19 protein-coding genes are annotated in these 16706 nt (G+C 65.9%); 13 read left to right on the plus strand and 6 right to left on the minus strand.

The window, feature by feature from the left end:
- Positions 1 to 183 precede the first annotated feature (183 nt).
- The 7 genes from ACW5CM_RS00005 to pknB are packed head-to-tail and all read left to right on the plus strand — an operon-like array spanning position 184 to position 9118.
- Positions 184 to 876: an FHA domain-containing protein gene (locus tag ACW5CM_RS00005; RefSeq protein WP_439255442.1), complete on the plus strand. Its 693-nt coding sequence runs from the start codon at positions 184 to 186 to the stop codon at positions 874 to 876.
- Positions 873 to 1400, plus strand: coding sequence for an FHA domain-containing protein FhaB/FipA (locus ACW5CM_RS00010; protein WP_457123731.1), 528 nt, complete (start codon positions 873 to 875; stop codon positions 1398 to 1400). Before ACW5CM_RS00005 ends, ACW5CM_RS00010 begins: the two co-directional genes overlap by 4 nt.
- A gap of 7 nt (positions 1401 to 1407) precedes the next feature.
- Positions 1408 to 2733, plus strand: coding sequence for a PP2C family protein-serine/threonine phosphatase (locus ACW5CM_RS00015; protein WP_438252453.1), 1326 nt, complete (start codon positions 1408 to 1410; stop codon positions 2731 to 2733).
- Positions 2730 to 4115 carry an FtsW/RodA/SpoVE family cell cycle protein gene (locus ACW5CM_RS00020; RefSeq protein WP_439255440.1) on the plus strand — a complete coding sequence of 462 codons (1386 nt, stop codon included), beginning with the start codon at positions 2730 to 2732 and terminating at the stop codon, positions 4113 to 4115. The genes ACW5CM_RS00015 and ACW5CM_RS00020 overlap by 4 nt, the downstream gene beginning before the upstream one ends.
- Positions 4115 to 5569 carry a peptidoglycan D,D-transpeptidase FtsI family protein gene (locus ACW5CM_RS00025; RefSeq protein ID WP_457123732.1) on the plus strand — a complete coding sequence of 485 codons (1455 nt, stop codon included), beginning with the start codon at positions 4115 to 4117 and terminating at the stop codon, positions 5567 to 5569. The genes ACW5CM_RS00020 and ACW5CM_RS00025 overlap by 1 nt, the downstream gene beginning before the upstream one ends.
- Positions 5566 to 7359 carry a protein kinase domain-containing protein gene (locus tag ACW5CM_RS00030; RefSeq protein WP_457123733.1) on the plus strand — a complete coding sequence of 598 codons (1794 nt, stop codon included), beginning with the start codon at positions 5566 to 5568 and terminating at the stop codon, positions 7357 to 7359. The genes ACW5CM_RS00025 and ACW5CM_RS00030 overlap by 4 nt, the downstream gene beginning before the upstream one ends.
- 46 nt (positions 7360 to 7405) lie before the next feature.
- Positions 7406 to 9118 (plus strand): Stk1 family PASTA domain-containing Ser/Thr kinase, encoded by a 1713-nt coding sequence (pknB, locus tag ACW5CM_RS00035; protein ID WP_457123734.1) that lies wholly within the window; start codon positions 7406 to 7408, stop codon positions 9116 to 9118.
- Here the strand turns inward: pknB and ACW5CM_RS00040 are convergent.
- Genes ACW5CM_RS00040 through ACW5CM_RS00050 form a run of 3 tightly spaced genes read right to left on the minus strand, consistent with a single transcriptional unit; the run spans position 9106 to position 10728 of the window.
- Positions 9106 to 9762: an anthranilate synthase component II gene (locus tag ACW5CM_RS00040; RefSeq protein WP_457123735.1), complete on the minus strand. Its 657-nt coding sequence runs from the start codon at positions 9760 to 9762 to the stop codon at positions 9106 to 9108. The genes pknB and ACW5CM_RS00040 overlap by 13 nt on opposite strands.
- Before the next feature lie 2 nt (positions 9763 to 9764).
- Positions 9765 to 9920 carry a hypothetical protein gene (locus ACW5CM_RS00045; protein ID WP_438252446.1) on the minus strand — a complete coding sequence of 52 codons (156 nt, stop codon included), beginning with the start codon at positions 9918 to 9920 and terminating at the stop codon, positions 9765 to 9767.
- A 10-nt stretch (positions 9921 to 9930) separates the two neighbouring features.
- Positions 9931 to 10728: a class E sortase gene (locus ACW5CM_RS00050; protein ID WP_457123736.1), complete on the minus strand. Its 798-nt coding sequence runs from the start codon at positions 10726 to 10728 to the stop codon at positions 9931 to 9933.
- A gap of 78 nt (positions 10729 to 10806) precedes the next feature.
- On the opposite strand from ACW5CM_RS00050, the gene ACW5CM_RS00055 reads away from it, so the two are divergent.
- Positions 10807 to 11046 carry a cell division protein CrgA gene (locus tag ACW5CM_RS00055; RefSeq protein WP_438252444.1) on the plus strand — a complete coding sequence of 80 codons (240 nt, stop codon included), beginning with the start codon at positions 10807 to 10809 and terminating at the stop codon, positions 11044 to 11046.
- Between the two features lie 156 nt (positions 11047 to 11202).
- Here the strand turns inward: ACW5CM_RS00055 and ACW5CM_RS00060 are convergent, their stop codons facing one another.
- Entirely contained in the window at positions 11203 to 12090 is an 888-nt protein-coding gene (locus ACW5CM_RS00060) for a rhomboid family intramembrane serine protease (protein WP_438252443.1), read from the minus strand.
- Between the two features lie 25 nt (positions 12091 to 12115).
- Entirely contained in the window at positions 12116 to 12673 is a 558-nt protein-coding gene (locus ACW5CM_RS00065) for a peptidylprolyl isomerase (protein ID WP_438252442.1), read from the minus strand.
- A gap of 156 nt (positions 12674 to 12829) precedes the next feature.
- Between ACW5CM_RS00065 and ACW5CM_RS00070 the strand changes: the two genes are divergently transcribed.
- Complete coding sequence (locus ACW5CM_RS00070; protein ID WP_438252441.1) at positions 12830 to 13324, plus strand: DNA helicase; 495 nt, start codon at positions 12830 to 12832, stop codon at positions 13322 to 13324.
- A 29-nt stretch (positions 13325 to 13353) separates the two neighbouring features.
- Positions 13354 to 13815 carry an aminoacyl-tRNA deacylase gene (locus ACW5CM_RS00075; RefSeq protein ID WP_457124102.1) on the plus strand — a complete coding sequence of 154 codons (462 nt, stop codon included), beginning with the start codon at positions 13354 to 13356 and terminating at the stop codon, positions 13813 to 13815.
- 25 nt (positions 13816 to 13840) lie between these two features.
- Here the strand turns inward: ACW5CM_RS00075 and ACW5CM_RS00080 are convergent, their stop codons facing one another.
- Positions 13841 to 14263, minus strand: coding sequence for an NUDIX hydrolase (locus tag ACW5CM_RS00080; RefSeq protein WP_457123737.1), 423 nt, complete (start codon positions 14261 to 14263; stop codon positions 13841 to 13843).
- A gap of 111 nt (positions 14264 to 14374) precedes the next feature.
- On the opposite strand from ACW5CM_RS00080, the gene ACW5CM_RS00085 reads away from it, so the two are divergent.
- Genes ACW5CM_RS00085 through ACW5CM_RS00095 form a run of 3 tightly spaced genes read left to right on the plus strand, consistent with a single transcriptional unit; the run spans position 14375 to position 16706 of the window.
- A complete protein-coding gene (locus ACW5CM_RS00085) occupies positions 14375 to 15481 on the plus strand; it encodes a zinc-binding dehydrogenase (protein WP_457123738.1) in 1107 nt (368 codons plus the stop codon).
- Positions 15482 to 15504: 23 nt separating this feature from the next.
- Entirely contained in the window at positions 15505 to 16254 is a 750-nt protein-coding gene (locus ACW5CM_RS00090; RefSeq protein ID WP_439255433.1) for an SDR family oxidoreductase, read from the plus strand.
- Complete coding sequence (locus tag ACW5CM_RS00095) at positions 16251 to 16706, plus strand: MaoC family dehydratase (protein ID WP_457123739.1); 456 nt, start codon at positions 16251 to 16253, stop codon at positions 16704 to 16706. The genes ACW5CM_RS00090 and ACW5CM_RS00095 overlap by 4 nt, the downstream gene beginning before the upstream one ends.

Raw genomic sequence — 16706 nt, forward strand, 5'->3', positions numbered from 1 at the left:
CCACCAAATCAGCAAGAAGCGTTACCGATGTCCTGAGACACAACCGTCACCAATGTCCTGAGACTTCACACGCCCTGTCTCGTGCTGGAAAGTGTTTTTCGCGGCCGCGACGCCCCCCGCGGGCACACATCCAGCTCACCTGGCTACGATGTGTCTACCGGTCAGCCATGCCAGAGGAGCCCAGTGGGACTACTTGACAGCTTTGAGAAAGGTCTTGAGCGCGCCGTAAACGGCGCATTCGCCAAGACCTTCCGCAGCGGCATCCAGCCGGTCGAGATCGCCTCGGCCATCCGCCGTGAAGCTGACATCAAGGCCGCCGTCGTCAGCCGCGACCGCATCATCGCCCCCAACAGCTACGTCGTGCGCCTGAGCGCCGACGACTTCGACCGGATGCACGCGCTCGGCGGAGCACTCACCGACGAATTGCACGCTCTGCTTGACACCCACGCGAAGTCACAGGGCTACAGCTTCGCCGGCCCCGTCTCGATCGCACTCGAAGAAGACGAAAAAGTCGCCACCGGCACCGTGCGCGTCAACTCCGGAACCGTCGAGGGCCGCGTCAGCTGGCAGGGCGTCATCGATGTCGAAGGCCATCGTCATTCCCTCACCCGCGCCCGCACCGTCATCGGACGCGGCAGCGACGCCGACATCACCATTTCGGATGCCGGATCCAGCCGCAAGCACGTCGAAATCCTGTGGGACGGCGAGCGCGCCATGATGCGCGACCTTGGTTCCACGAACGGCACGAAGGTCAACGGCACCAAGGTGCGCGAAGCGCCGCTGCCCACCGACACCACGCTCACGATCGGTCGCACCGACCTCGTCTTCAGAATCGTCCCCGTAACCATGGATCGCACGTCGGGAGTGAATCGATGAGCGATGTCCCTGAACTCACGCTCCTGCTGCTGCGCATCGGCTTCCTCGTGCTGCTGTGGTTCTTCGTGTTCGGCGTCGTCTACTCGCTGCGCGCCGACCTGTTCGGCGTGAAGGTGCGAAAGCTTCCCGCCGAAGTAGCACCCGCTGGCCCCGCCCCGGCCTCGGCACCTGCCCCGGTCGCACCGCGACCGCAGTCGACGCCGCGCACCACGGGAGCTGCCACCACCAGCACCGTGTCCAAGCTCGTCATCACCTCCGGTCCCAAAGCCGGACTCGAGCTTCCCCTGGGCACGCAGCCGATGACCATCGGCCGCTCCAGCGAATCCGGCCTCGTCATCCGCGACGACTACACCTCCAGCCACCACGCGCGCCTGCTGCTGCGCGGCGACACCTGGATCATCCAGGACCTCGACTCCACGAACGGCACCTTCCTCGCCGGAGCGCGTGTGAGCGGAGCTCCGGCACCCATCAGTATCGGCGACCCCATCAAGGTGGGCGCCACGACGTTCGAGCTGCGAGCCTGACGCGGACATGGTGTTCGAAGGCTCGAGTGCCGCGATCTCCCACACCGGGAAGATCCGCTCCAACAACCAAGACTCCGGCTTCTCCGGCGACAACCTCTTCGCCGTCGCCGATGGCATGGGCGGCCACGCCGGCGGTGACGTCGCATCCACGATCGCGATCCAGCACCTCGAACGCCTCGACCGGGCCTATGAGAGCACCGATGACGCGCAAGCATCCCTGCAGGCCGCCGTCACCACAGCGGCAGGCGACCTCATCCGTGCGGCCAAAGAGCGCCCGGAACTCGCCGGCCTCGGCACCACCGTCAGCGCGATCATCATGGTCGACGATCACGCCGTCATCGGCCACATCGGCGACTCACGTATCTACCTCTACCGCGACGATGCGCTGACCCAGATCACCGCAGACCACACCTTCGTGCAGCGGCTCGTTGACTCCGGCCGCATCACTCCCGAGGAAGCCCGCTACCACCCGCGGCGCTCCGTGCTGATGCGCGTGCTCAGCGATATGGACCACGATCCAGAGCTCGACCTCTTCGTCATGCCGACGCTTCCAGGCGATCGCTGGCTGCTGTGCTCCGACGGGCTCTCCGGCGTCGTCGACGAAGTACACATCCTCAAGGCCATGCGCCTGGGCCTTCCCCCCGGCCGCACCGCCGACAACCTGCTCAAACAGGCTCTCGACGGCGGCGCACCCGACAACGTCACCATCGTGCTCGTCGAGGTCGGCGGTGCGCACCCGCTCTCCTCAGGACCTGCCACCATCGTCGGTGCAGCAGCAACTCCCTCCGGTGTTTTCATCCCGGCCGCTCGCGCCGCCCGCACGAACTGGCTGCACCCGGTGCGCCAGGCCGCGAACGAGCCCTCGCACTTCGAGCCGGACGACGATTACCTCGAGGAGCTCATCGAAGAAGACCGCCGACGCGCCAAGCGTCGACGGATCGGCTGGATCGCCGGGCTCATCGTCTTCCTGCTCGCTCTCACCGGGGCGGGCATCCTCGCCTACAACTGGACGCAGACCCGCTACTTCATTGGCGCCGACGAAGACAGCGTGGTGATCTTCCAGGGCGTGCAGCAGAGCATCGGTCCGATCTCGCTGTCCACCGAGCTCGAAGACACCCACATCCTGCTCGCCGACCTGCCGCCGTATCAGCGCGCCTCCGTCGAGCGCACGATCAACGCACGCTCGCTCGCCGATGCGATGGCGATCGTCGACCGGCTGCGCGCCGGCGCTGAAGCCGTCGTCGGCGAACCGCTCCTGCCCAGCCCCACGCCGACCCCGGAACCGACCACGCCTGCGCCCGCACCCACGACTGACGGGGAGGATGCCGGATGAGCGCCGACGTCGCCGCCGACACCGCGGTCATCAAAGCCCTGAAGCGGATCCGGATGCCGCAGACGCAGCGCAACCGGGAATTCTGGCTGCTGCTGTTCGCCTGCGCGATCAGCGGTGCAGCACTCACGCTGGTTCAGTTGGGCGCGCTCAAACTCATCGATCCGTTCATCCTGTTCATCGGCGGGGGGCTCGCGGTTCTCGCCTTCGCCCTGCACTTCGTGCTGCGGTTCGTGGCATCCGATGCTGATCCTTTCGTCCTGCCGATCGCGACCCTCCTCACTGGCCTCGGCATCGCGATGATCTACCGTCTCGACATCGCCGAGCACCTCACCGGATGGGCGGCGTACTCGACGAAGCAGCTGGTCTGGACGGCGATCTCCCTCGGCGGCGCCATCGCCGTGGTCATTCTGCTGCGCAACTACCGGGTGCTGTTCCGGTACACCTACCTGTTCGGCCTCGCCGGCATCCTGCTGCTGCTGCTGCCGTTCGTGCCGGGACTGGGCGTCTCCGAAGCGAACGCCGATGTCTGGGTGTCGCTCGGTGGCCTGTTCTCGTTCCAGCCCGGTGAGATCGCCAAGATCTGTCTGGCGATCTTCTTCGCCGGCTATCTGGTGCGCACCCGCGAGAGCCTCACCTCGGTTGGCAAGTCCTTCCTCGGGATGACCTGGCCGCGGATGCGGGAGCTCGGACCCGTCATCGTCGTCTGGGTGATCTCACTCGGCATCATCGTCTTCCAGCGCGACCTCGGCACCGGAATGCTCATCTTCGGCATGTTCATCGCCATGCTCTACGTCGCCACCGGCAAGACCAGCTGGGTGCTGATCGGGTTGACGCTTGTGGCGGCCGGAGTGTTCGTCGCCACGCAGATCCTGGCGTACGTGCGCGGCCGCTTCACCAACTGGCTCTTCGCCTTCGACCCCGAGATCGTCGACCCGCAGGGCCCCGGATATCAACTGGTGCAGGGCATCTTCGGCCTTGCACACGGCGGCCTGATCGGCACCGGGCTCGGCCAGGGGCGCCCCGACATCACCCCTCTCGCCCAGAGCGACTACATCATCCCCAGCCTCGGCGAGGAACTCGGCCTCATTGGTCTGTTCGCGATCCTCTGCCTGTACATGGTGTTCGTCAGCCGCGGTGTGCGCATTGGTATCGCAGGTCAAGATGACTTCGGCAAGCTGCTCTCGATCGGCCTGTCGTTCACGATCGCGCTGCAGGTGTTCATCATGGTCGGCGGCGTCACCCGGGTCATCCCGCTGACCGGTCTCACCACGCCCTTCCTCGCCGCTGGTGGATCGTCGCTGGTCGCGAACTGGCTCATCGTCGCGCTGCTGCTGCGCATCTCCGACGGCGTTCGCCGCCAACCCCGGGTGGTGATCGGCTGATGACGAAAGAACTCCGACGCCTCAGCATCGTGATGCTGTTCATGTTCCTCGCGCTGTTCGCGGCGACCAGCTGGATCCAGGTGGTCGAGGCCGAGAACCTCGCCCAGGCCGACCGCAACACCCGCTCACTGCTGGACAGCTACGAGATCCAGCGCGGGTCGATCATCGCCGACGGTACGCCGATCGCCTATTCGGTGCCGTCTGAGGACGAGTACCGCTACCAGCGCATGTATGCCGACTCTGCGATGTGGTCCGACGTCACCGGGTTCTTCAACCCAGCATTGCAGTCATCCACGGGCATCGAGAACGCACTGAACGCGGATCTGTCCGGTACCGGCGCAGGCGCCTTCTTCGCCGAGATCGAACGCATCGTCTCCGGCCAACCGCAACGCGGATTCAGCGTCGAACTGACTCTGGATGCTCCGGCTCAGCAGGCAGCGTTCGAAGCACTCGGCGACCTGCAAGGCGCCGTCATCGCGATCGAGCCGGCAACGGGCCGCATCCTCGCGATGGTCTCCAGCCCCGGGTACGACGCGAATCAGCTCGCCGTGCACAGTGCCAGTCAGGCCGAAGCGGCCTATGACGCTCTGGATGCCCAGAAGCCGAACCCGCTCATCAACCGTGCAATCGGCGAACTCAACCCGCCAGGGTCCACGTTCAAGGTGCTGGTGGCCGCTGCCGCATACGAGACGGGCGAGTGGACCCCGCAGTCGACGCTGCCGAACCCGGCGAGCTACACACTGCCGGGAACGTCGACCGCCGTGCATAACGCCTGGAACGGCACCTGCGGACCCGGCGCGACGGTGACAATCGCCGAGGCGCTCCGCCTCAGCTGCAACATTCCCATGGCGCAGCTCGCAATCGAGATCGGCAACGCCGCGATTTTCGAGACGGCCGAGAAGTTCGGGTTCAACCAGAGTTTTGAAACTCCCCTCGCATCAGCGGTGTCGAGCTACCCGCGTGGCCTCAGCGCCGATCAGACGGGCCTGACCGGTTTCGGGCAGAGAGCGGTCACCGCGACGCCGCTGCAGGTCGCCATGATCTCCGCCGGCCTCGCCAACGATGGCGTGGTGATGAACCCTCGTCTCGTGGATGCCGTGATCGGCAACGACCTCTCGGTGGTCCGTGAGTACGAGAACACCGAGTTCGGCCGGGCCGTAGATGCTGACGTCGCCAAGGATGTGACCGATTCCATGGTGGCCAGCGTCACAAACGGCGCCGCAACGGGTGCAAGAATAGACGGGATCGACGTCGCCGGTAAGACGGGGACGGCCGAACACAATCCAGACGATCCGTACACACTGTGGTTCACCGGTTTTGCACCGGCGAACGATCCGCAGATCGCTGTGGCGGTCGTCGTCGAAAACGGCGGCGGAATGGGACAATCGGGAACCGGCGACACGCTCGCCGCCCCGATCGCGAAGAAGGTCATTGAGGCGGTGCTTTACAAATGAGGCCGACGCAGGGTGTGTCGTTCGGTGGTCGATACGAGCTCCAGTCGCGTATTGCGATCGGTGGGATGGGCGAGGTCTGGGAAGCGACAGATCACGTCATCGGACGGACCGTCGCCATCAAGATCCTCAAGGACGAGTACATGGGGGATCCGGGCTTCCTCGAGCGCTTCCGCGCCGAGGCCCGGCACGCCGCACTCGTCAACCATGAGGGCATCGCGAGCGTGTTCGACTACGGCGAGGAGAACGGCAGTGCCTTCCTCGTCATGGAACTCGTCCCCGGTGAAGCGCTGTCGACAATTCTCGAGCGCGACGGGGCACTGAGCGCCGACAAGACACTCGACATCGTCGCCCAGACGGCATCCGCTCTGCAGGCAGCGCACGCAGCCGGTCTCGTGCACCGTGACATCAAGCCGGGAAACCTGTTGATCACCCCGGATGGGCGCGTCAAGATCACCGACTTCGGCATCGCCCGAATCGCCGATCAGGTACCGCTGACCGCCACCGGGCAGGTCATGGGCACCGTGCAGTACCTCTCTCCCGAGCAGGCCTCCGGCCACCCGGCGTCGCCGGCGACGGACACCTACTCGCTGGGCATCGTCGCGTACGAGTGTTTGGCCGGCAAGCGTCCGTTCACGGGCGAATCGCAGGTCGCGATCGCGATGGCGCAGATCAACGAGCAGCCTCCGCCGCTGCCGCCGACCGTGCCGATTCCCGTGCAGAACCTGGTCATGGCGATGATCGCGAAGAAGCCGGCAGATCGGCCTTCCTCCTCGGCGACGGTCGCCCGTGCGGCGCAGGCTCTGCGCCGCGGCGATCTGAACTCGGCAGCAATCGCTGTTCCGGCGATCGCCTCCGGCGGAGTCGCGGCAGACGACGCCACCCGCATGCTCACGGCCACGGGAGATGACGGCGCCACGCGAATCCTCGCGACCACCGCCCAACTGCCCGCAGGCGGCGACGACGAGGTGCGCCCGAAGAAGAAGCGCAGTCCCTGGACCTGGCCACTCATCGCGCTCATCACGCTGCTGGTGATCGTGCTCGGCGGCACGGTCTTCGCGCTCATGGATCAGGGTGAGACGCCGGGACCGGCACCCTCGTCTTCCACGCCACAGACCCCGAAGCCCGAACCGAGCACGCCCGCCCCGACGCCGACACCGACGCGCGTCAACGTCGACTCCCTCGGGCTGACCGGGCTGAGCTGTGATGAGGCGACCGCGAAACTCAGCGAGAACGGGTTCACCCTCTTCAGCTGCGTGCCCGGCGACCCAGCCAGCACCGATGAAGACGTCAACAAGGTCTACGAGGTCGCCCCGGGCGGCAACGTGGCAGTCGACCAGACAATCACCCTCACCCATTACAGCGGCCGCACCCCGCTGACGGCGCCCAGCGATGTTCCGATGATCAACGGCAACCCGGGCGAAGTCGAAGCGGGCTCGACCGTGACCATCACCTGGGGTGCCGGGTTCTCCTGCCCCAGCGGCACAACCGTGGCCGGATACACCCTGAACCTGCAGGGGGCGACATTCGCCGACGGATCGGGACCCTCGTTCGGGGCGGACGTCCGCAGCGTCCAGGTGATCGTCGCCGAGGATGCAGAGCGGCTGGTCGTCTCGTACGCCGGCATCTGCAGCGGCGGCGGCGAACCGCGCACGTCTCCGAACTCGAATGACCTCTCGGTCACGGTCACGGTCGCCCAGCCGGAGCCGGACCCGACGCCGACCACCGGTCCGGAAGAGGGCGGCGCCGGAGATAAGAACGAGTCGAACGGAAACGGCGCCAAGACCAACTGAGGGTAACCTTAGGCAATCGAGGTCACCAGCCCAGGGGGAGTCTTCAGTGTCCACAGAGCCACGCATCATTGCCGAGCGCTACCGCGTGGACGAGCTCATCGGCCATGGCGGGATGGCAAAGGTCTACCGCGGCTATGACATCACGCTCGGTCGCGAGGTCGCGATCAAGATTCTTGACCCGGATCTCGCTCGTGACACTGCTTTTCGCACCCGGTTCCGCTTAGAGGCGCAGTCGGCATCTCGCATGTCGCATCCGTCGATCGTTCGCGTTTTCGACGCGGGCGATCCGACCTCTGCCGGTGACGGTGCCATCACCGCCGGCGCTCCCGGCAGTGAGCCGTACATCGTCATGGAGCTCGTGCAGGGTCGGCAGCTGAAGGACATCATCGCCGAGGGGCCGGTTTCCACCGAGGATGCCCTCCGCTACATCGACGGCATCCTCGAAGCCCTGGACTACTCGCACCGCGCCGGCGTCGTGCACCGCGACATCAAGCCCGGCAACGTGATGGTCACCGACAAGGGCCAGGTCAAGGTGATGGACTTCGGGATTGCGCGCGCGGTCTCGGACTCGTCGTCGACCGTTGCGGAGACGACCCAGATCATCGGGACGGCCGCGTACTTTTCACCGGAGCAGGCCAAGGGCGAGCCGGTGGATGCCCGCGCCGACCTGTATTCGACCGGCATCGTGCTCTACGAGCTGCTGACGGGTCGTCAGCCGTTCCGCGGCGAATCACCGGTGGCGGTCGCCTACCAGCACGTCAGTGAGACGCCGGTGCCGCCCACCGAGGTCAATGAAGACGCACCCGGCGCGCTCGATCCGATTGTTCTTCGTGCGCTGGCCAAGGATCCCTATCAGCGCTATCCGGATGCTGCGAGCTTCCGCGCTGCGCTCGACAGCGCGGTGGCCGGCAAGGCGCCCACCAAGAAGCAGCTGGGCGCGCTGACCAGCGAGTTGTACGGACCGTCGCCGCGTCAGGCGCAGGAGACTGCCCGTTCGCTGCGTCAGCTCAGCACCGACACGACGATGGCGCGCACGCAGTCCGGGCCGCCGGTGGTCTGGATCTGGGCCGGTGTCGCTCTGCTTGCGGTACTGCTGGTCTCGGTGCTGCTGTGGGTTCTGCTGATGCCGCGGGGCGAGCAGATTCCCTCTTCGTCGCGCATCGTGCCCGATCTGGTCGATGTCTCCGCCCAGCGCGCACAGGACGACCTCGAAGACCTCGACCTGCTGTGGACGAGCGTGTCCGAGCAGAGTTCCGAGATCACCGAGGGGAATGTGGTGCGCACGGACCCCGCCGCCGAACAGACGGTCGAGGTGGGCCAGACGATCACGCTATATGTCTCTGCCGGTGCGGAAACGGTGCTCGTGCCGCCGCTGGTCGGACTGTCGCAGCAGGCGGCCTCCGCAGCTCTCGAGGCCGCGGGTCTGCAACTGGGCAATGTGATTCCCAGCAACGATGCCGACAGTGCCGCCGAAACCGTGCTCGAGACGCAGAACGTGCAGGAGGGTGATGAGGTCGCCCCGGGAACGATCGTGAATCTTGTGGTCGCCAGCGGCCGAATCGCGCTGGCGGATCTGACCGGTTACACCATCGACGGCGCCACAAAGGCGCTCGAAGCTCAGGGACTCACGCCGCTGCCGACAGCTGTCGGCGAGTGCAACGCTGACAAGGACGAGGCGCCCAATACGGTGCTGACGATGTCTTTGGCGCCGGGCGATGTGCCGGTGCACTCAGAGGTTGAGCTGCGCTACTGCGAGTGACGGGCAGGCAGGGCGCTCAGCCCGACTGACGCCTGCTCGGCATCGAATGCCGAACCGCCGGCGATCGCAACCTCAGCAAGCCAGTTGGCCAACAGCCGGTAGCCGTGCTGGGTGAGCACGCTCTCCGGGTGGAACTGCACCCCGCGGATTGGCAATTCGCGGTGGGCCAGCGCCATCACCGTGCCTGATCGCGTCCGCGCTGTGACGACCAGTTCTGGTGCGAGATCGTCCGCCGCGAGAGCGAGGGAGTGGTAGCGCCCGGCATCGAAGGGCGAGGGGATGCCGTCGAACAGGGCGGATCCGTCATGGCGGACCTCAGAGACCATGCCGTGCATGAGCTCCGCGGCCTCGGTGACCGCGGTGCCGAAGGCGACGCCGATCGCCTGATGCCCGAGGCACACGCCCAGAAGCGGAGTTTGCGCGGCCGCAGCGATCTGCACAACGGCTACGGAGGCGCCGGCATCCTCGGGTTGACCGGGACCGGGCGAGAGCATCACCGCATCGAAACGGGGCAGAAGACGCGCGAAGCCTGCTGCGGTCTCGGCATCCGCCTCGATCATCTCGGTCTCGGCACCGAGCTGGTGCAGGTAGCCGACGAGGGTGTGCACGAAGCTGTCGTGGTTGTCGACGACGAGCACCCGCACGCTCACTCCAGGTCGACCTCACCCGGGGTGATGAGCGGGCTCACCCAGGGGAACACGTAGAAGAACAGCCCGTACAGGATTGCGGCTACCGCGATGAGCAGGATCAGCACCCGCAGCCACCACGGGCCGGGCAGGATGCGCCAGATTGCTGCGTACATCAGATTCTCCTCACCACGACGGGGTCGCGACTTCGTCGACGGATGCCATGGATTCCGGGGCGCCCTCGGCGCGGGGCTGGAAACCTTCGAAAACCGCGTAGCCGACGATCCGCTCGGCGAGCGAGTACAGCGGCGAGCACGCGGTCAGCGTCAGATAGCGCTCACCCGTGACGGCCCCGGGTACCTGCGGTACATCCAGGAGCACGTCGACCTGGTCGGGCTGGACGTACTGGAGCGTGCGGAAGCGGTATGTGTACCAGCCCTCCTGCGTTTCGACGACGATCGCGTCGTTCAGCTTCAGTTTGTCCATGCGGTTGAGCGGGAAGCCCCAGGTCGTGCGGTGGCCGGCGACGGAGAAGTTGCCCACCTGTCCGGGCATGACCGACTGGTTGTAGACGCCGATCCAGCCGTTGTCGAGGGTGACGGAACGGCTGGTCCCGCCCGCGATCTGCACGTTGTAGTCGTCGCCGAACCGCGGGATGCGCATCTGCGCGAGGTATTCGCCGCTTTCCGGATGCTCCATCAGCGGCGGCTCGTACCAGGTCTGACCGGTGGTCGCGTCTTCGATGACCGGCGGAGGCTCGGGCGGAGGAAGCTGTTCCCACTCCTGGGTGACCGCTTGGCCCTCGCTGTTGCTCTGAGCGCTGATGATGATGTCGCCGATCCACATCTGCCAGGCGACGAACAGCAGAACCAGCACGCCGGCTGTCAGCAGCAGTTCGCCGAGAACGCTGGTGAAGGTGGCCTGTGGTGCACGACTGCGCCGTCGGTGATCACGCCGGGTCAGCGGCACGGCGGAGGCAGTCATAGGGGTGATCTTATCTCTCGGTGATGAACGTGAACCCGAGAAGAGAATGGATCGGCCTGTGATGGGTAGAATGACCCCATGGCACGTGACCGCAAGAATGAAGAACCCGTCGTCGAGCGCGCGGAGGGCGAACAAGCCCCGAACGCCGCATGGTTCAAACCGGTGATGCTGGGCTTCATGCTGCTGGGCCTCGCGTGGATCCTCGTCTTCTACATCTCGGGGATGCAGTTCCCAATTCCGGGTATCGACTCCTGGAACCTGGCCATCGGCCTCGGCATCGCCATGATCGGCTTCCTCATGACCACCCGCTGGCGCTGACGCCGCATCCAGATTCTTCGAAGGGCCTCCGCGGTGCGGGGGCCCTTCGTGCATGTCGCCCAGAGTTATCCCCAGAGTTATCCACACCTGGGGAGAATTACACGGTTGTTATTCACAGGGGTGGACAACCCTGTTAACAACTCCTGAACTGGGCTGTTAAGTCAGAATCAGCGGAGCGACGAGGAACACGAGCGCCAGCAGCACCAGGGCCACGGCAATCAGCAGCAGGATCTGCCAGCGCCGCTGCGAACGCTTGCGGGTGCGCAGCACGATGAGGCCGACCAGCGCGCCGACGACAGCGCCGCCGAGGTGCGCCTGCCAGGCGATGTTGAAACCGGGAACGAATCCGATCACCAGGTTGATGCCCAGTAGCACGAACAGGCCGGTCATGTTCGCACCCAGATGGAGCCCGATCACCAGCAGCGCGCCGAACAGCGCGAACACCGCGCCGGATGCCCCGACGGTGACGGTGCCCGGGGCGATGAGCCCGACGGCGACCGAGCCGCCGATCGCGCCCAGCACGTAGAGCGCGAGAAAGCGCCAGCGACCGAGCATGGGCTCCAGGCTCCGGCCGATCATCCACAGCGCAAGCATGTTGAGGCCGATGTGCCAGATGCCGCTGTGGACGAGTGCAGCGGTCAGCAGACGCCATGGCTGGAACGGGGCGCCGGAGAGTTCTGGCAGCAGATAACCGATCCAGAACTGCAGCCACGCGGTGACATTCAGGCCCGGCACCAGTTGCAGCAAGCCGACGAAGCCCGTGACAGCGATGATGGCGTAGGTCATCATCGGTTTGCCGGACTGCACGGCCGTGATCGTGCTGCTGCGACGGCTGCCCCACTGACGCTGCGCACGCTTCTGCGCCGGGGTGCGGCCCTTGCGCTCGGCCTTCATGCACTCCGGGCAGATGACGCCGACCGGCGCCTGGGTCTGGCATTCATGACAGACGGTGCGCATGCACCGCTGACAGAGCACGAAGCTCTGCCGATCCGGATGGCGATAACAGTAGTTCTCGCGATTGCTGGTGAACTCAGGCGTAGTCATCCGGATCAGCCAGTACTGACGTGGATCAGACGGCGGCGATGTCGACCGACTGCAGGACGACATCCTCGATCGGGCGGTCACCGGCACCGGTCTGCACCGCGGCGATCGCGTCGACGACCTTCTTGGAAGCGTCATCGGCGACCTCGCCGAAGATCGTGTGCTTGCCCTGCAGCCACGGCGTCGGGTCGGTGGTGATGAAGAACTGCGAGCCGTTGGTGCCCTCGGCCTTGCCGGTGATGGCGTTACGACGCTGGCCGGCGTTGGCCATGGCGAGGATGTAGGGCTCGTTGAAGTTGAGCTCCATATTGATCTCGTCGTCGAAGTTGTAGCCGGGGCCACCCACACCCTGACCGAGCGGGTCGCCGCCCTGGATCATGAAGTTCGGGATGATGCGGTGGAAGATGACGTCCTTGTACAGGGCGCCCTCGCCGGGCTTGCCGGTGGCGGGGTGCGTCCAGTCCTGAGTTCCGTCGGAGAGACCGACGAAGTTCTTGACGGTCTTGGGTGCGTGGTCACCGAAGAGGTTGATGACGATGTCGCCGTGGTTGGTGTGCAGAGTTGCAACGTGAGAGTGCTGAGCCATGCATCCATTCTCGCAGAGCTTCATATGACTTCGCTCGTGGCGGACGATGACGTTAGCGTGGAGAGTAAGAGTTGACAAGGGTCGGAAATTCCAGCCCGCAATACAGACTCGTCTGGCAAGATGGGGAACCCATACGCCAATGGACAGGAGAGCATCGTGAGCCTCACCCGCAAGCGGAAGAAAGAACTGCGCCGTCTGCAGAACGACGCCAATGAACTCTGGGAGTCTCAGCAGGTGCTTGTCGGCCACGCTGCAGACGTCGCCCGAGAGGCAAGTCGTCAGCTCGGCAACCTCGGCCGCGAGCAGGTTCTCCCGGTCGTGCAGGACACCTACAACCGCCGCTTCGCCCCGACAGTCGACCGCGGACTGAAGCTCGGCCGCCAGGTCGTCGACGACAAGGTCGTCCCGATCGTCGGCGGCGTCGTCGGCACTGCGCTGTCGGCGTGGGATGTCGCGAACGCAAAGCGTCAGGGTCTGTCGTTCTCGCATCACCCCGCCCCGAAGAAGAGCGGCCCTGGTGTCGGCTCGATCATCGCGATCGTTCTCGGTGCTGCCGCCGCAGCCGGTGTGCTCTACGCCGCCTGGCAGGCGCTGCGCGCCGATGATGAGCTCTGGGTTGCTGACGACCCGCTCTCCGCTCCGGACGCGTGAGTCCGTCTGCATCTGACCCGCATTCGCGGGTGCGGGATGCCGCGGCTGCTCGCGGGCTCGACATCGAGATCCGCGAGCGCCCGGCGGCGAACAGCCTGTATGAAGCGGCGGCCCTGCTGGGGATCGACCCATCCGGAATCGTGAAGACTCTGGTCGTCAAGCGCGCGGATGACACCTACCTGTTCGCGCTGGTACCGGGCGGACGATCGATCTCGTGGCCGAAACTGCGCGCCCTGGTGGGCGTGAACAAGCTGCGCCTGCCCGAGCCGGAGCTCGCTCTGGCAGCAACCGGCTACGAGCGCGGCACGATCGTTCCGATCGGCAGCAGCACCGACTGGCCGATCTACGCCGACGAATCAATCGTCGGCCAGCAGGTCGCGATGGGCGCGGGAGCACACGGCTTCAGCCTGTTCGTCGATGCGGATGCGCTGATTGCCGCCTACGGCGCGACGGTCGCCGATATCTCGGAGCCGGAGAAGCCCCGCTCCTGAGCGCCGCCCCCGCGCGGGATCCGCGTCACAGGACCTCGCCCATGCGCAGAGCGATGTCGACGAGCTTCACGCGCTGCAGCTCTGCAATGCTGGGAACCATGAACCAGCCGGCCATGTCGGTGGAGCCGTTCTCCTCGAAGCGGAGTTTTCCGCCGGAGATCTTGGCGCGATAGACAATGCGCAGGGTGTGCAGCGGCACGTCAGCCTTCTTCACGCGCCTGCCCGCGGGGATGACCCGCGAGTGGACGCCGAGAAGCTCCTGCACGTGCACGGTGTAGCCGGTTTCTTCGCGCACCTCGCGGCGCACGGCATCCTCTGGATCTTCACCGGCTTCGAGGCCGCCGCCGGGCATCGTCCAGGCGACGCGTCGCCCCTCGGTCCAGCGCGCCAGCAGCACCTTCCCGTCGTCATCGGTGACGACGGCGTATGCTGCGACCCGCAGATCCATGTTCACACCCTACTGGCGTCACCGTGATCTGATCGACTGGATTACATACCGCCCAGTCGGTATGATTATCGGACCGCGATGCATCGGAGCATCGCGTGCGAAGGAGACCGGATGCTAATCCGTGGAGCCGTACTCGAGACATCCGGATCGAAAGCGCCCTTCGCGAGGTCGAATCCGTTCACGATCGGTGAGGTGGAGCTGGATCAGCCCGCCGCCGGCGAGCTCCTTGTCCGCATCGAAGCGGCCGGCATCTGCCACTCCGACCTCAGCGTCGTCGACGGCAACCGCACTCGCCCGATGCCGATGCTGCTCGGACACGAAGCGGCGGGAAACGTCGAGCAGCTCGGGCCCGGCGTCTCTGACATCGCCATCGGCACGCGTGTTGTGATGACGTTCCTCCCACGCTGCGGCTCCTGCGAGAACTGCCAGACCGACGGCAGACTGCCCTGCATCCCCGGATCGGCGGCGAACAGCGCCGGCACGCTGGTCGGCGACGGCATCCGACTCCATCGAACAGCCACCGGCGAGAGCGTTCATCACCATCTCGGCGTCAGCGCCTTCGCCACGCACGCGGTTGTCAACCGCCAGAGCGTCGTGGCTGTCGAGTCCGATGTACCAGCGGAAATCGCCGCCCTGCTCGGTTGCGCCGTGCTCACCGGCGGCGGCGCGGTCATCAACGCGGCCCGCCCCGCGCCCGGCGAGCGCGTGATCGTGGTCGGTCTCGGGGGCGTCGGCATGGCAGCACTCCTGGTTGCCATCGCCCTCGGCCACGACGTCATCGGTGTCGACGCCGTGCCCGCCAAACTCGATCTCGCGCGGGAACTCGGTGCCTCTGCAGCGTTTGAGCCGGCCGCAATCATCGCCGCCGGGCACCAGACGTCCGTCGTGATCGAAGCGGCAGGGTCAGCACGGGCCTTCGAGACGGCTCTCGCCCTCACGGCCCCGGGCGGAACCACGGTGACCGTCGGCCTGCCCCCACCCGACGCCACCGCCACCGTCTCGCCACTGCAGCTGACCGCCCAGGCCCGAACCATCATCGGCAGCTATCTGGGTTCGGCCGTTCCGGAACGCGACATTCCCCGCTATGTCGACCTCTGGCGCACGGGGGCATTGCCGCTGGAACGACTGATCTCATCGAAAATCACCCTCGACGACCTGCCAGAGGCGATGGATCTCCTGGCCTCCGGCACCCAGCTGCGCCAACTGCTCACCTTCTGAATCACCCACTGAGAGGACACTTTATGACTCGCACTGCCATCGTGACCGGAGCCGCGCGCGGTATCGGCGCTGCCACCGCCATCCGTCTGGCCGCCGACGGATGCGCCGTCGCCGTGCTCGATCTGGACGAAGCCGCCTGCGCCGACACCGTGCAGGCCATCACTGATGCTGGCGGACAGGCCCTCGCCGTCGGCGCAGACGTCTCCGATGCTGCTGCCGTCGCCGCCGCCGTCGACCGCATCGCTGCCGAACTCGGAGCCCCGACGATCCTGGTGAACAATGCCGGCATCATCCGCGACAATCTGCTGTTCAAGATGACCGAGGATGATTGGGATCTCGTGCTGTCGGTGCATCTGCGCGGCGCGTTCCTGATGAGCAGGGCGGTGCAGAAGCATCAGGTCGACGCCGGCTGGGGTCGGATCGTCAACCTGTCGAGCACCTCGGCGCTCGGCAACCGCGGGCAGGCGAACTACTCCGCAGCCAAAGCCGGGATGCAGGGGCTCACCAAGACCCTCGCGATCGAACTGGGCCGCTACGGAGTCACCGCCAACGCGATAGCTCCCGGATTCATCGTCACCGATATGACGCGTGCAACCGCCGAGCGGATGGGCGTGGGATTCGACGAGTTCGTCGAGCACATGGCCAAAGAGGTTCCGGTGGGCAGGGCAGGAGCCCCCGACGACATCGCGGCCGCCGCGGCGTTCTTCTGTTCCGAAGAGGCGAGCTTCGTGTCGGGTCAGGTGCTCTATGTGGCAGGCGGGCCGACCGCATGAGCATCGTCGCAGATCACCCGTCCGCACTCGCCGATATGGTCGGCCGCAGCGCAACCGGCGACTGGTTCACCATTGACCAGGAGCGCATCCAGGCGTTCGCCGATGCCACGCAGGACTGGCAGTGGATTCACCTGGACGCCGAGCGTGCAGCATCCGGTCCTTTCGGCGCAACGATCGCGCACGGCTATCTCACCCTCTCGCTGCTGCCGCGCCTGACTGATGGCCTGCTCCAGGTCAGCGGAGCATCCATGGTCGTGAACTACGGACTCGACAAGGTGCGATTCCTGCAGCCGGTGACCGCCGATTCACGCGTGCGCGCGATGACCGAGATCACCGCGGCGGATGGCGGGGCGCAGGGCTGGCGGGTGAGCGCCCGCACCACGATCGAAATCGAGGGGTCCGAGCGTCCGGCGCTGGTCGCCGAGACCATCGCCCTGTTCATTCCGGCGTAG

The sequence above is a fragment of the Microbacterium wangyouchuni genome (genome assembly GCF_054072595.1).

Coding starts and splice junctions, on each gene's coding strand:
- ACW5CM_RS00010 (WP_457123731.1), top strand. CDS start 873: ATGAGCGATGTCCCTGAACTCACGCTCCTGCTGCTGCGCATCGGCTTC.
- ACW5CM_RS00015 (WP_438252453.1), top strand. CDS start 1,408: ATGGTGTTCGAAGGCTCGAGTGCCGCGATCTCCCACACCGGGAAGATC.
- ACW5CM_RS00020 (WP_439255440.1), top strand. CDS start 2,730: ATGAGCGCCGACGTCGCCGCCGACACCGCGGTCATCAAAGCCCTGAAG.
- ACW5CM_RS00025 (WP_457123732.1), top strand. CDS start 4,115: ATGACGAAAGAACTCCGACGCCTCAGCATCGTGATGCTGTTCATGTTC.
- ACW5CM_RS00030 (WP_457123733.1), top strand. CDS start 5,566: ATGAGGCCGACGCAGGGTGTGTCGTTCGGTGGTCGATACGAGCTCCAG.
- ACW5CM_RS00045 (WP_438252446.1), bottom strand. CDS start 9,920: ATGTACGCAGCAATCTGGCGCATCCTGCCCGGCCCGTGGTGGCTGCGG.
- ACW5CM_RS00050 (WP_457123736.1), bottom strand. CDS start 10,728: ATGACTGCCTCCGCCGTGCCGCTGACCCGGCGTGATCACCGACGGCGC.
- ACW5CM_RS00055 (WP_438252444.1), top strand. CDS start 10,807: ATGGCACGTGACCGCAAGAATGAAGAACCCGTCGTCGAGCGCGCGGAG.
- ACW5CM_RS00060 (WP_438252443.1), bottom strand. CDS start 12,090: ATGACTACGCCTGAGTTCACCAGCAATCGCGAGAACTACTGTTATCGC.
- ACW5CM_RS00065 (WP_438252442.1), bottom strand. CDS start 12,673: ATGGCTCAGCACTCTCACGTTGCAACTCTGCACACCAACCACGGCGAC.
- ACW5CM_RS00080 (WP_457123737.1), bottom strand. CDS start 14,263: ATGGATCTGCGGGTCGCAGCATACGCCGTCGTCACCGATGACGACGGG.
- ACW5CM_RS00085 (WP_457123738.1), top strand. CDS start 14,375: ATGCTAATCCGTGGAGCCGTACTCGAGACATCCGGATCGAAAGCGCCC.
- ACW5CM_RS00090 (WP_439255433.1), top strand. CDS start 15,505: ATGACTCGCACTGCCATCGTGACCGGAGCCGCGCGCGGTATCGGCGCT.
- ACW5CM_RS00095 (WP_457123739.1), top strand. CDS start 16,251: ATGAGCATCGTCGCAGATCACCCGTCCGCACTCGCCGATATGGTCGGC.